This window comes from Cupriavidus sp. PB-02 (assembly GCF_058252315.1).
The window spans coordinates 1,762,858-1,776,210 of sequence record NZ_CM177695.1 but is presented as its reverse complement, the minus strand read 5'-3'; the positions used below and the strand labels follow the sequence as shown (position 1 = coordinate 1,776,210).

Annotated in this window: 13 protein-coding genes; 9 read left to right on the top strand and 4 right to left on the bottom strand. The window is 66.5% G+C overall.

From position 1 onward, the window contains the following. Positions 1 to 6 precede the first annotated feature (6 nt). Complete coding sequence (locus AC10V3_RS28885; RefSeq protein WP_022538791.1) at positions 7 to 1,671, top strand: hypothetical protein; 1,665 nt, start codon at positions 7 to 9, stop codon at positions 1,669 to 1,671. A gap of 182 nt (positions 1,672 to 1,853) precedes the next feature. Here the strand turns inward: AC10V3_RS28885 and AC10V3_RS28880 are convergent, their stop codons facing one another. Further along, positions 1,854 to 2,159, bottom strand: coding sequence for a TFIIB-type zinc ribbon-containing protein (locus AC10V3_RS28880; protein ID WP_022538790.1), 306 nt, complete (start codon positions 2,157 to 2,159; stop codon positions 1,854 to 1,856). Between the two features lie 168 nt (positions 2,160 to 2,327). On the opposite strand from AC10V3_RS28880, the gene AC10V3_RS28875 reads away from it, so the two are divergent. The 3 genes from AC10V3_RS28875 (at position 2,328) to AC10V3_RS28865 (ending at position 3,979) form a co-directional block, all read left to right on the top strand. After that, positions 2,328 to 2,909, top strand: a complete 582-nt coding sequence (locus AC10V3_RS28875; protein ID WP_022538789.1) for a M23 family metallopeptidase — start codon at positions 2,328 to 2,330, stop codon at positions 2,907 to 2,909. Positions 2,910 to 3,000: 91 nt separating this feature from the next. After that, entirely contained in the window at positions 3,001 to 3,522 is a 522-nt protein-coding gene (locus tag AC10V3_RS28870) for a hypothetical protein (RefSeq protein WP_349606710.1), read from the top strand. 40 nt (positions 3,523 to 3,562) lie between these two features. Next, positions 3,563 to 3,979 (top strand): fimbrial protein, encoded by a 417-nt coding sequence (locus tag AC10V3_RS28865; protein WP_490923828.1) that lies wholly within the window; start codon positions 3,563 to 3,565, stop codon positions 3,977 to 3,979. A gap of 151 nt (positions 3,980 to 4,130) precedes the next feature. Here the strand turns inward: AC10V3_RS28865 and AC10V3_RS28860 are convergent, their stop codons facing one another. Next, entirely contained in the window at positions 4,131 to 5,156 is a 1,026-nt protein-coding gene (locus AC10V3_RS28860; protein WP_022538788.1) for an alpha/beta fold hydrolase, read from the bottom strand. A 55-nt stretch (positions 5,157 to 5,211) separates the two neighbouring features. Further along, complete coding sequence (locus AC10V3_RS28855) at positions 5,212 to 5,751, bottom strand: thioredoxin family protein (protein ID WP_022538787.1); 540 nt, start codon at positions 5,749 to 5,751, stop codon at positions 5,212 to 5,214. A 245-nt stretch (positions 5,752 to 5,996) separates the two neighbouring features. On the opposite strand from AC10V3_RS28855, the gene AC10V3_RS28850 reads away from it, so the two are divergent. From AC10V3_RS28850 to AC10V3_RS28830, 5 genes are all read left to right on the top strand, one after another. Continuing rightward, positions 5,997 to 6,737 carry a response regulator gene (locus tag AC10V3_RS28850; protein ID WP_022538786.1) on the top strand — a complete coding sequence of 247 codons (741 nt, stop codon included), beginning with the start codon at positions 5,997 to 5,999 and terminating at the stop codon, positions 6,735 to 6,737. Between the two features lie 53 nt (positions 6,738 to 6,790). Beyond that, on the top strand, positions 6,791 to 8,050 hold the full coding sequence (locus AC10V3_RS28845) for a sensor histidine kinase (protein ID WP_051370022.1): 1,260 nt from the start codon (positions 6,791 to 6,793) through the stop codon (positions 8,048 to 8,050). Between the two features lie 349 nt (positions 8,051 to 8,399). Next, positions 8,400 to 8,762 carry a hypothetical protein gene (locus AC10V3_RS28840; RefSeq protein ID WP_022538784.1) on the top strand — a complete coding sequence of 121 codons (363 nt, stop codon included), beginning with the start codon at positions 8,400 to 8,402 and terminating at the stop codon, positions 8,760 to 8,762. A 71-nt stretch (positions 8,763 to 8,833) separates the two neighbouring features. Then, positions 8,834 to 9,250, top strand: a complete 417-nt coding sequence (locus AC10V3_RS28835; protein WP_022538783.1) for an organic hydroperoxide resistance protein — start codon at positions 8,834 to 8,836, stop codon at positions 9,248 to 9,250. Between the two features lie 433 nt (positions 9,251 to 9,683). Continuing rightward, complete coding sequence (locus AC10V3_RS28830; RefSeq protein WP_022538782.1) at positions 9,684 to 10,808, top strand: GNAT family N-acetyltransferase; 1,125 nt, start codon at positions 9,684 to 9,686, stop codon at positions 10,806 to 10,808. 117 nt (positions 10,809 to 10,925) lie between these two features. Here AC10V3_RS28830 and AC10V3_RS28825 read toward each other — a convergent pair whose 3' ends face one another. Next, on the bottom strand, positions 10,926 to 13,160 hold the full coding sequence (locus AC10V3_RS28825) for a polysaccharide biosynthesis tyrosine autokinase (protein WP_022538781.1): 2,235 nt from the start codon (positions 13,158 to 13,160) through the stop codon (positions 10,926 to 10,928). Positions 13,161 to 13,353 lie beyond the last annotated feature (193 nt).

Genomic DNA, 13,353 nt, shown 5'->3' with positions numbered 1-13,353 from the left:
TGCCCGATGCCAGCCACTCCCGCCCTCATCCATATCGACCTGTCCGCCCCGTACCGGGTTGATGGCCAGCCAGCGCGCTACCAGTCGGTGTGGCTGCTGGCGCGGATCTGGCACGCGCAGCGAGCCGGGGAGGGCAGCGTGCCGGCGTCGGCGGTGCGCTGCGCGTTCCCGGCGGCGGCCAACCTACGCATGCTGGTGTCGCGCGCGTTTGCCGACTTTGCGCGCTGGCAGGTGGCGGTCGGGTGGGGTGCGGATGCGCGGCGCGATCCCGACACGGCCAACCCGGCGCACCGCAGCCGCGGGCCGTTCTGGATCACGGCCGCGAGCGCGCGGCGCCTGCGCTTCATTGTGCACGGGCGCACCGTGGGACCGGCTGCAGTGGCCCGGCACCTGGGCTTCAGCGCGGCGGCGCTTGCGCCCGCGCCAGGCAGCATCGACGGCGTCGGCTATGTGATGCGCGACATGGCCTTCTGGAGCCAGCTGACCCAGGCCATGCGCAGCGCGCAGGACGGCTATGCCGGCGCGCACGGCTCGGCCGTGGCGGAATTCTTCCGCACGGCGCAGCGCAGCGCCGCCGACGCCTTCCAACAGGCGCTGGCGCTGCTCAAGGAGAGCCTGGCGTGGCGCCGCTGCGGCCGGCTGGAGCAAAGCCGGGCCGCGCTGCGGCGCTTCGACCGGCTGGCGCAGGGTGGCGATATCAGCGCGGCGATGCCGACCTTCGCCGCCATGGGGCACGTGGTGAGCGCGTGGGAGCGCTACACCCGCGGGGACAACGATGGCGCCGGCGCGGGACTGGCCGCGCTGCGCGCCGATGCCGAGCTGGGGCTGGTGGTGCGCTACAACCCGCGACTGCGCTTTGAGGTGCTGAACCTGGAAGCGCTGCTGCATAAGGCCGAGGCCATGCGAGCGCCAGGCGCCGGCGCGGTGCCGCCGGCACAGGCCGCGCAGCGGGCGCTGGATGCCTTTGCCGGCGCGCTGCAGGCGGCCTATGAAGCGGATTCGGTCGATGCCGTGCAGCATGCCGCCGCCAATATTGGACTGTGCCTGTGGCTGTTCTGGCGGCACGGGCGGATCGATGCGGCACGCGAGTTGTCGGCGGGCGCGGTGCAGCGGCAGGCGATGCGCTGGCTGGGGTTGTCGGAATGGATCTGCGACCGTTTCGGCGTGGGCGGCGGCACCGCCTGGAATGCAATCTTCCTGCTGCGCATTGCGCGCGGCAGCAGCGGACCGGACGCACCGCAGGCAGGGAAGGGCGAGGGCAGCGGCGTGCCGACGGCGGCGGCCAGCATGGCCGCGTTCCGCCGCCAGCGGCCGCTCTCGGTGGCCGAGGCCATCGATGCGCTGCGTCCCTTCCACGCGCCGTTCGCGCCGGCCAAGGGCTTTGTGCGCTGGTCCGCGGTGGCGGCCTTCGCGCTGGAGGACCATGACGCCGGCCACGTCAGGCTGGGGCCGCTGCAGCTGGCCAACCTGCTGCTGGAATCGGCGTGGTACCTCACCCATGAGCAGGGCGCGACGGCGAAGGCCTGTGCCGCGGCGGAGCGGTTGGTTGCACAGTTGCCCTCGCTGCGTGCAGCGGAGCGTGCGTTCTTTGCGGCCGAGATCCGGGCGTTGCCGCCGGAGTTGCGCGATGCCGCGGCGGAGGCAGGCAGGGGGCGGCGCAAGGGTGGGTAGGGAGGAACGAAAAAGGGGCGACTGCATGTCGCCCCTTGGGTGAGTTTGGCGGGTGTTGGATGACCCAGGACACCATGCTTGTTGAACCGCCTGCCCTGTCCCCCGGCCCCGCTCGCGCAGGCGGAAGAGGAGCACACCGGCGGCCTGCCGTGCGTGTCAGCCCGGGTCAGGACAAGCGAGGGTCAATCAAACAACTCTTGCCAGATGCTCTTCTTGCGATAGTGCTTCTGCTCGCGCTCGTAATGGCGGTCGCGGTCGCCGTGGCTGCGGTCCTGCTCATAGCCGCGCTCGTAGCCTTGCTGCTGCGGCGGCGGGCTTTGCATCGCGGCGGGTTGCACTGCCGCGGCGGGGGCCGCGGAGCGCTCCAGGATCTTGTCGAGTTCGCCGCGATCCAGCCATACGCCGCGGCATTTGGGGCAATAGTCGATCTCGATACCCTGGCGCTCGGACATCACGAGTTGCGTCTGCGGGCATACCGGACAATCCATGGTTTCTCCTCTTTGCTGTGAAACGGTCGTGGTAAGACCGGTGCGGCGGGGGTTGGTTCGCCGCAATGCGCGGGAAAAAGTGCTGTGAAGGACGCAATCAGGGCGGCGACCAGCCCACGGGCAAGGGGCAGCACGGAATTTGTCGCCCGCACCACCGTCGAAGCGGGTATGCCTTTGTCTCCTCCCGAAACCCGTTCCCCATCCAACGCGCGGACCTTCTCGCGCCTGGCATGGCTCGCCGCGCTGACCGCCATGGTCTGGGCCGCCTGGCCCTGGCTGCAGCCCCAGCTCGAACGCGCGATCTACGCCGCCCGCCTGTCCGCGCGCGCGGCGCCGGTGGCGCTGCCGGTGCCGGTCGAAGGTGTCGCGCAACGCGCGCTGCGCGATACCTGGCACGGCATGCGCTCGGGCGGCCGCAAGCACGAAGGCATCGACATCTTTGCGCCGCGCGGCCGCCCGGTGTTGTCGGCGACCGAAGGTATCGTCACGCGCGTTGGCACCAACCGGCTGGGCGGCAAGGTGGTGTGGGTGATGGGTCCGGGCCGGCAGTTGCACTACTACGCGCACCTCGACGACTACGCCTCGATCCGCGCTGGAGATATCGTCGCGGCGGGGAGCGTGCTGGGCTATGTCGGCACCACCGGCAATGCGCGCGGCACGCCGCCGCATCTGCACTACGGCATCTACACCGCGGGCGGCGCGATCAACCCGTTCCCGCTGCTGAAGGGACCAGCGGCGGCAGGACCATGAGGGCCCATGCCGGGCTTACGTCAGCCCGTTGCGCACCGCGTAGCATATCCGCCCACCGATCACCATAAGTCTAATATGTTGGGAAATGGATATGTTTAAGCATAAATTGTCAAACGTTTTGTTTCTGATATTGATCGCTTTAATTTCAAATAATTCTCAGGCAACTTGCACTGGGTTGGCACCGATTACTCAGATTGTTCTGAATTTTCCTTCGACTATTGTGGTTGGGCGAGATGTGGCTGTTGGACAAACAGTTGCACGCGCTCAAACCATTGATGGCTCTCACAGAAGTATTCTGAGTTGCGACTCGTCAGGCGGGACTCAATTCCATAGCGGGACCCGTTCCATGGTTCCTGGTTATACCAATGTCTACGATATTGGAGTTCCGGGCTATGGTTTGCGACTTTCGCAACAAAATAGCTCGGGTACTCCATTCTGGTATGTACCTTCTGTAGAGAAGTATTCGTACGCTCTCGGCGTATATTGGATTGCTGTTGTGTATTTTACCGGTGAAATTATCAAGACGAGCAACGCTGGTGGCAGCGGCCCAATAAATCCTTGGCAATATGCAATCCTTGCCGGCGATGGCAATACGGTGTTCGTGAACTGGTAAGTTGCGGCAGGCAGTGCAATTAAAACCCACCACCTGTACTGTGACGAATCCGGTAATTAATGTGGTGATGCCGGCAATAAAGAGCAACGCGTTGGGCGGGATCAACGGGACATCAGCTGTGCAGCCATTTGCAATCAATCTTGACTGCCCTTTGGCGGGACCGAAGGTGTATGTGACGCTGACGGATGCCACCACACCGGGAAACACTGGCAGCACGCTATCGCTGGCGAACGGATCCACCGCGACTGGCGTTGGACTCCAGGTGCTCAGCGGAAGCACGGTGGTGAGTTATGGTCCGGATTCGGCTGTGGCGGGCAATCTTAATCAATGGCAGGCTGGCACTTCGGCCGGCACTGCGATGAGTATTCCGCTCGGCGTTCGCTATATCCAGACCGCCTCGTCGATGGGTGCGGGGCTGGTCAAGGGGGCGGCAACCTTCACGATATCGTATCGGTAGTCACCAGGTGAGCTAAGAGGAATCCTGTGCGTCCTGATGCAGTGCCGGGATACAACGTGGCCGGGGGCGACAGTAGTGGCCGCCGGGCGTGACAAGCGCCCATCCGGCCGCGGCGAAACCTGCTACCGCAGCCGGCGGATGGCGCGACCGCTCAAAGCTTCGCCACATCCAGCACCGCTTGCGCAAACGCCTCCGGTGCTTCCTGCGGCAGGTTATGCCCCGCGCCCCGGATGATCCGGTGCAGCCGCTTGCCCGAGAACTTGCCCGCATAGGCCTTGCCGTCAGTGGCCGGCACCACCCCGTCGGCATCACCGTCCAGCGTGATGGTCGGCACGCCGATCACCGGCCCCGCGGCCAGGTGCTGTTCCAGCGCGTCGTAGGCGGGCTCGCCCTCGGCCAGGCTCAGCCGCCAGCGGTAGTTGTGGATGACTATGGCGACGTAGTCGGGGTTGTCGAACGATGCCGCGCTGCGCGCGAAGGTGGCGTCGCTGAAGTCCCAGCGAGGCGAATTCGCCTTCCAGATCAGCCGGTTGAAGTCGCGCCGGTTGGCTTCGTAGCCAGCGCGGCCGCGCTCGGTCGCGAAGTAGTACTGGTACCACCAGCCATGCTCGAGCGCCGGCGGCAGCGGCGCCTTGTTGCGCTCGCGGTTGTTGATCAGGTAGCCGTTGACCGACACCATTGCGCGGCAGCGCTCGGGCCAGAGTGCGGCGATGATATTGGCGGTGCGCGCGCCCCAGTCATAGCCTGCCAGGATCGCCTGCGCGATGCCGAGCGCATCCATCAGTGCGATGATGTCCAGCGCCACCACGGCCTGCTGCGCGTTGCGCGGGGTTTGCCCGGAGCGGAAGCGGGTGGTGCCATGGCCGCGCAGGTGGGGCACGATCACCCGGTAGCCCGCCGCCGCCAGCTGCGGCGCCACCTCGGCAAAGCTGTGGATGTCGTAGGGCCAGCCGTGCAGCAGGATCACCACCGGGCCGCCGGCGGGACCGGCTTCGGCGTAGCCGATATTGAGCACGCCGGCGTCGACCTGCTTGAGCGGTCCGAACGCGGGCGGCGCGCCGGCGCCGCCGGGCCCGGCGGATTGCGCGTGCGCGCTGCCGATCAGGTCCAGCCCGGCGATGGCGATGGCGGCGGTGCCGAACAGCAGCCGGCGGCGGTGGTTGATGGATTCAGGCATGACGATGTCCCTTTGTTGTTGTGCATGGAAGGATTGTGCGTGAAAGGCCGCGCGCTTACTTGCGCGCAGCCAGTGCCTGCTGGATCGCCGCTTCGGTTTCCTTGTAATTGCCTTCGCCAAAATGCTTGTAAATCACCTGGCCGTTGGCATCGATCAGGTAGAGCGCCGGCCAGTACTGGTTGCGCCAGGCGTTCCAGGTGGCATATGCGTTGTCCTGCGCCACCGGGTAGCGGATATCGAAGCGCTTGATCGCGGCCTGCACGTTGGCCGTCGATTTCTCGAAGGCGAACTCGGGCGTATGCACGCCGACCACCACCAGCCCCTTGTCGCGGTATTTGTCGTACCACTGCCGTACATGGGGCAGCGTGCGGATGCAGTTGATGCACTCGTAGGTCCAGAAATCGACCAGCACGACCTTGCCGCGCAGCCCGGCCACGGTCAGCGGCTCGGAGTTCAGCCACTTCTCGATGCCGGTGAACTCCGGGGCCTTGCCGTAATCGCCGGGTCCGGCGGACGGTGCGGCAAAAGGTGCCGCGGCATAGACGGCCGCGACGACGGCCGTGGTGGCGAGCAGGGTGCGAAAGATGGGGTACATGGTTCAGGCTCCGGACAGGGTGGCGGGCACGGCGAGGTGCGTTAGCCGCATTCCACCGCCCGTGCGTATCCCGGTTGTTTCCGGAACCGGGTCAGATTGCAATGTTTCATGTCTGCCCCCGTTCCAGATACAGAGCGATACAAAGCGCTCCACCCGCCGCCGCATAATGGCGGCACCCGGGCCCAGGCCGCGCATGGCCGCCCGATCATCCACCCGACCATTCCGCCCCGTTTTGCAGGCGCCCCATGACCCAGCAGGACCATATCCTTATTGTCGACGATGACCGCGAGATCCGCGAGCTGGTGGCCGCGTATCTCGAGCGCAGCGGCATGCGCGTCACCCTGGCCGCCAACGGCCGCGAGATGCGCGCAGGACTGGACAATGGCGCGGTCGACCTGGTGGTGCTCGACCTGATGCTGCCCGGCGAAGACGGCCTGGCGCTGTGCCGCGACCTGCGCGCCAGCGAGCGCCGCCACCTGCCGGTGCTGATGCTGACCGCCCGCAACGAAGAGGCCGACCGCATCCTGGGGCTGGAGATGGGCGCCGACGACTACCTGGTCAAGCCCTTCGCCGCGCGCGAGCTGCTGGCGCGCATCCGCTCGGTGCTGCGGCGCACGCGCATGCTGCCGCCCAACCTCCAGGTCACCGAGGCGGCCAGCATGCTGGCGTTCGGGCCCTGGCGGCTGGACACTACCGCGCGGCACCTGCTCGACGAGCAGGACGTGATCGTCGCGCTCAGCGGTGCGGAGTACCGGCTGCTGCGCGTGTTCGTCGACCATCCGCAGCGCGTGCTCACGCGCGACCAACTGCTCAACCTGACGCAGGGGCGTGATGCCGAGCTGTTCGAGCGCTCCATCGACCTGCTGGTCAGCCGCCTGCGCCAGCGCCTGGACGACGATGCGCGCGAGCCGCGCTACATCAAGACCGTGCGCAACGGCGGCTACGTCTTCACCGCCCCCGTCGAGATCCGCGAGGCACGGCCGTGAACGGCGGCGCGCGCAGGGTGCTGGCGTGGCCGCGCACGCTGTTCGCGCGCCTGATGGTGATCCTGCTGGTCGGCCTGGTGCTGGCGCAGGGGCTGTCCTTCGGACTGGTGATGATGGAGCGCCGGGAGGTGGCGGACCGGCTGATGCTGGGCAACCTGGAGATGGACGTGGCCAGTTCGGTGGCGATGCTCGACATGCTGCCGGCGGAGAAGCGCGGCGCCTGGCTGGAGCGGATGCGGCGGCAGAACTACAGCTACCGGCTCGATGCCGGCACGCCCGGCGAACCGCCGCGTTCGGAGCGGGCGCGGCGGGCCGTGGACACCATCGCGCAGGCATTGCAGGGCCGCTACGAGGTCACTGCCAGCAAGGCGCCCGGCAGCCGCGACCGCTTCCAGGTCCACCTGCGGCTGCGCGACGGCAATCCGCTGACCATCGACGTGCATCCGGCCGGCACGCTGTTGTCGTCCTGGCTGCCGGTGCTGCTGGCGGTGCAGCTGGCGCTGCTGGCCGGCTGCGCCTGGATGGCGGTGCGGCTGGTGACGCGGCCGCTGCACCAGCTGGCGGCCGCGGCGGAGAACCTGGGCCCGGACCTTAAGGCCGACCGGCTCCCTGAAAGCGGCCCGGCCGAGGTCGCCCACGCCGCAGCCGCCTTCAACGCCATGCAGGCGCGCATTGCCGGCTACCTGGCCGAGCGCGTGCAGATCCTGGCCGCGATCTCGCACGACCTGCAGACGCCGATCACGCGCATGCGGCTGCGCGTGGACCTGATGGAGCCATCCGAGGCGCAGGACAAGATCTACCACGACCTGCGCGCGATGGAGCACCTGGTGCGCGAAGGCGTGGCCTATGCCCGCACGCTGCACGGCGCCAGCGAGGCCCAGGCGCGCATCGACCCCGATGCGCTGCTCGACAGCCTGGCGGGCGACTATCTCGACGCCGGGCACAACATTGCCGTCCATGGCAGGGCCGGCACGCCGATCCTGACACGCCCGCAGGCGCTGCGGCGCATCCTCGCCAACCTGATCGACAACGCGGTCAAGTTCGGCGGCGACGTAACACTGGCCGTCTCGCGGCAGGCCGATGGCGCGCTGGCCATCGCCGTGAGGGACCGGGGGCCAGGCATTCCGGAGGCCGAGCTGGAGCGGGTGATGCAGCCGTTCTACCGCCTCGAGACCTCGCGCAATCGTGGCACCGGCGGCACCGGCCTGGGACTGGCGATCGCGCAGCAGCTGACGCAGGCGCTGGGCGGCACGCTGGCGCTGGCCAATCGCGATGGGGGTGGGCTGCAGGCCACCTTGACCTTGCCGGCCTAGCGCGCGATGTGCCGGGGCCGTCATCGGCGGCGGGCCCGGCGGCAGTTGTCTTTCCTTCCTTCGCTCCCCTTCTTCCTGCCGCGCTTAGGTGGCTTGCGGCCGTCCCGCCGCTGGCGCTCGCCCGTCGCTTTGTATGGCTTTGTATCTGGCGTCAGCGGAGATACGTGCGCTGACCATTCCGGCGCCGTCCTGCTATTTGCCAGATACACCGGTCGGCTTCAATGCATCTCGTGGCGCGGCGCAACGGCAGATCACCGATCTCCCAGCCGGCGCCGCGATACCGGCCACGCCGTTCGTTGCGGCAACGGCCCATCGACCGAGCCCTGCAACTGACACACGGAGCGTCCAAATGCCTTCTACCAATTTCTCCCGCCTGGCCCGCCAGATCCTGACCACCGTGGCCATCGCCGCCGCCCTGGGCGCCACCGCGCAGGCCGCCTCCGCCGCCGTACGTCCGGGCGACCATGACGTCGGCGGCATCGCCGCGGCCCGCACGGCCGACCGCGACGCCTTCACGGACGGCGCCCGCGCCGGTGAGCGCAGTCCCTTTGTCGACGGCGCACGCATCGGCACGCACGATGTCTTCACGGACGGCGCGCGCGGTGCCGGCGACGCCGCCACCATCGCCCGCATCAGCAACCGCGACGGCTATACCGAGAGCGAGCATGCGCCGGCCAATGGCGATCGCGCCGCCTTGCACGCCGCTGCCTGATTTCCCCTCCTGCCTGGCTGAGCGGTGCACGCTGGCCAGGCTTTTTTTTCATCCTCAATAAGGACCATGCCATGACCGAATCCGTAAAGATCATCTACACCGGCAAGACCCGTACTTCCGGAGGCCGCGAAGGCGCCGCGCGCAGCGACGATGGCCGGCTCGATATCAAGCTGTCGGGGCCGGGCAGCGCCGGCGCCGGCACCAATCCGGAGCAGCTGTTTGCGGCCGGCTGGTCGGCCTGCTTTATCGGCGCGATGAACAAAACCGCGGCGAAGCAGAATATCGTGCTGCCCGCGGACGTCGCGGTCGACACGGAAGTGGACCTTGCGATGAATGACGACGGATATTTCCTGCAGGCGCGGCTGAACGTGAGCCTGCCGGGCGTGCCGCGGGAAGCTGCCGAGGCGGTGGTGGCGGGCGCGCACCAGATCTGTCCGTACTCCAAGATGTCGCGGGGGAATATTGACGTAGCGATCCGTATCGTTTGAGGGATGTAGTGGCGATGCTCCGCTGGGCTTTGAGATAGCCTGGCAGCGTGTACACGCCGACGGTTTGCTCCTCTCTCCCGCAAGCGGAAGAGGGGAGCACACGAGCGGTACGCGAGGGTAGGTCTTCTGTGCGGCTCCCGCAGGCATCGATGCAAACCGATGCTTGGTACGGGAAGGCACACAGCCGCACCCTTTACTCGCCCAGATCAGACGCAAAGGCCCTAGAATCTGGGCCATGTCGCGCGTCACTGCAATGCTCCGCGCATTCATACTTCCGCTGCGGACTGCCATCGGAGGCGAGGGGCATGTCGAGCGTGAACGCTGTTGAAATGCCCCCGCCATGCTGGCGACTGTTTGCCAAAGCCGCCCAGCCGTCTTGCCCCAGCCAAAGTGCTCCAATCTCAACAGCCGGCTAACGGCATGGAAAGAAGGGATGAACATGTCGAATGTGATTGCCCGTGTCGCGACGGAGCCTGCCCAGCCGACTGCCCACCCCGTCCGTCAAGAGGACACTGACCACCGTGCCGGTCCCCATGCTCCGGCGGCAATCGGGCCCGCTGATGCCATCGGGCAGATCCCTGAAATCGACGTTGCGGGTGACGCGGCGCAAGGCCGGTACCGCCAGCATTGCAATACCACTCCATATATTCCGCTATTCAGCCAGGCGTGGTGGCTGGATGCCACCGCCGGCCCCGGGAACTGGAGTGCTGCACTGGTTGAACGCGGTGGCCAGGTGGTCGCAAGCCTGCCCTACGCCCCCCGGCGCATGTTCGGGTTCTCAGTCATTGCCCAGCCAGCGCTGGCCAAGATGGCCGGACCGTGGCTGGCACCGATGGACGGAAAACCACCGAGGGTGCTGGGTCAACAGAAGGAGTTGATGGACGAACTGATTGCGCAGCTGCCGCCGTTCGACCATTTCCAACAGCACTGGGATGCCAGCCAGACCAATTGGCTACCCTTCGCCTGGAAGGGATTCCGCCAGACCACGAAGTACACCTACGTGCTCGATGACCTGTCGGACACGGATGCAATCTGGAATGGCATGCAGCCCAACATCAGGGCCGAAATCCGTAAGGCGGGCTCTCGCCATGGCCTTCAGGTGCGCGACGACCTTGGTATCGAGGCGTTCATCAAGCTGAACAGGCAGGTCTTCACCCGGCAAGGCATGCGGCTACCCTACACGGACGACTACGTACGCCGCCTTGACGCTGCGTGTGCGGCGCGAGGGGCACGCAAGATCTTCATTGCCGAGGATAAATTGGGCCGCCGTCATGCAGGCGTCTATTTGGTCTGGGACGGGCGCGTCGCCTATTACCTGATGGGAGGCTCGGACCCGGTGCTCCGGACCAGCGGCGCGTCCAGCTTGTGCATGTGGGAAGCGATCCGCCATGCCTCGGGCGTGGCGCGCACGTTTGACTTCGAAGGGTCGATGCTGGAGCCGGTCGAGCGCTTTTTCAGGGCATTCGGAGCCAGACAGCAGCCTTACTTCTTTATTCAGAAGACACCATCACGCATACTGCTGACGTACCTGTTCCTGCGTTCGCTCCGCAATCCATAAGGAATCGCTGATTACGATAAGGGGCTCTCGCGTCGACGCGAGGGCCCCGCTTGCGTCCGATTTCCGTGATGCGGAAGGCGAAGGCAGTCTGAGCGCGATTTCCCGGCGCGCTTGCGTTCAGGCGTGCTTCTCCGTGCGGCCGTACTCGCTGAGATAGCGATACTTGCCATAGTAATAGTGCGAGCGATACCAGCGGCCTTCGACGTTGAGGCCGTTGAATAGCACGCCCTTGACCTCGGCACCCGCCTGGCGGATCGCCCGTTGGGAGGCCTGCAGTTCGCCCGCGGTGGTCGTTTCCGCGCGCGCCACCAGGAACACCGCACCGGCCTTGCCGGCGAGAATGCCCGCGTCGGCGGCGGCCAGCACAGGTGGCGTGTCGATCAGGACCAGGTCATAACGCGACCTGAGCTCATCGAGCAGGGCGTCCATGCCCGGGCTCTGCAGAATGTCGGCCGGGTGCGGTGCTTCCCTGCCGGCCGCGATGAAATCCAGCCCCTTCACTACCTGATGCCGCAGTGCCTGCTCCAGCGGCATGCCCATCAGCACGTCGGTCAGCCCGGGGCTGCGCTGCAGGCCGAAGCCATGGTGCAGGCCACCGCGGCGCAGGTCGGCGTCGATCAGCACCACGCGGCGTCCGCTGGCGGCGATCGCGGCAAAGTTCGCACAGATGAAGGACTTGCCGACGCCCGGCGCCGGGCCGCTGATCACCACGACGCGGTTGTGGCTGCCAGCCAGCGCGAACTGCAGCGCGGTGCGGAAGGTGCGCAGGCTCTCCACGGCGGGGTCATTCGGCAGCATGCGCGCCAGCAGTCCGGCATCGTCCTTGTCCGCCGACTGCAATCGCGCCTGCTGTGCGCTGAACGGGATGGTCGAATAGACGGTCATGCCTGTCTGTCGCTCCACCTCGTCGGCGTCGACGACGCCGCCCTCCAGCAAGCGCCGCGCGATCGTCACCAGCAGACCCGCGAGCAGGCCCAGTACCACGGACAGGCTGGCGATCAACCGGCGGTTGGGACTCTCCGGATTGACCGGCACTTCAGCGGGATCGATCAGGCGCGCGGTACCGACCTTGCTGGCCTTGATCAGCCTGAGCTGCTGGACGTCGTTGAGCAGGGACTGCAGCATTTCAGTGCTGACCTTGACGTCGCGCATGAGGCGCAGCACGTTCCGCTCGACATCGGGCAGGTTCTGGATCCGCCCGGAGACGCCATTGAGCTGTGCGTTCAGACCGGCGATCTGGCCATCGACGATGGCAAGTGCGGGGTGGTTGTCGGTGAAGCGCGCGGCCAGTTCCTGGCGCTTCTGCTGCAGCTCCTGCAGCCTGGTCTGTATCTGCACCGACTGCGCCAGGGCCAGCTTGGATTCCTCGCCCAGGTCGATCGTGCCGCGCTGGCCCCGCATCGCGTTGTAGCGGGTTTCGGCTGCTTCGACCTGCTGTCGGACCTGGGGCAACTGCTGCTCCAGGAGGGTGAGTGACTTCTCCGCTTCGGCGCCCCTGCGGCGAACGTTCTGGTCGACGTACGCCGAGGCGATCTCGTTGAGGATGGCTGCGATCATTGTCGGTGAGCCGCCTTCCAGGGCTACGCCGATCACGCCGCTCTGCCTGCCGCGTTCAGATATCCTCAACTGTTCTTGCAGCCTGGAGATGGCGGTGGCGCGAGGCAGGCGGCGCAGCACAAATTTGCTGCCGGCGCGGCCATCGAGCTGGCTGACCAGGAGCTTCACCGTGCCGCGCCCGGTAGCAATCGTCAGCGGCAGGCCTACGGTGCCGGTCGCCCTGGTATCGTCACTGTCAAAACTGACACGGTACTGGTTCCCGCCCAGCGCGGTGAGATGGATCCTGCTCCCCTCCATCTGCGGCGGTACTTCGAGCTGGCCCACGCCGACCGACTCCTTGCCCCACGCGAAGCCGCCCCAGCCGAACAGGCCGGGCGTGGACAGATCGGGATGAATGCCAGCGATGACCCGGCCGATCAAGGGGAAATAGCGTGGCGCGGCCTCGATATCGAGGTGCAGGTTGTCGACCGCCTTGCCTACCACAATCCGAGACCGCAGCAGTTCGATCTCCGCAGTTGCCGCCGTCTTCGCGTCGAATACCGGCGCGATGGCGGTTGCCAGCCTGCCAGCACCGGCGTCGCCATTGGTGTCTTCCACTTGCACCATGATGTCGGTGCGATAGACGGGCTTGGCGAGGAATGCATAGACCAGTCCGACACAGATGACCATGCCGGCCACAGCAAGAAAGGTCCAGCGGTAGCGCACCAGCACATCGACATAGGCGGTCAGATCGACCGGTTTGCCGCCCTCGTCCCTGGCATCCGGAACGTCGTTATGCATGCTCACGACTTTCATGTTCGCCTCCTGTGCGACGGCTGGCGCGATACCTCTACTCACAGGTCAGAAGCAAGAGGCCTGAAGAACGAGCGCATGAGCATCGGATTGCATCCAGTTCGTGCAAGCTGCTCGAGAATTCGCGACGACACCGATCCCCCGATAGGGGCATCCTAGGAAGCCATGCCTCCAGCATCGGTGCGCTGTCGCACAT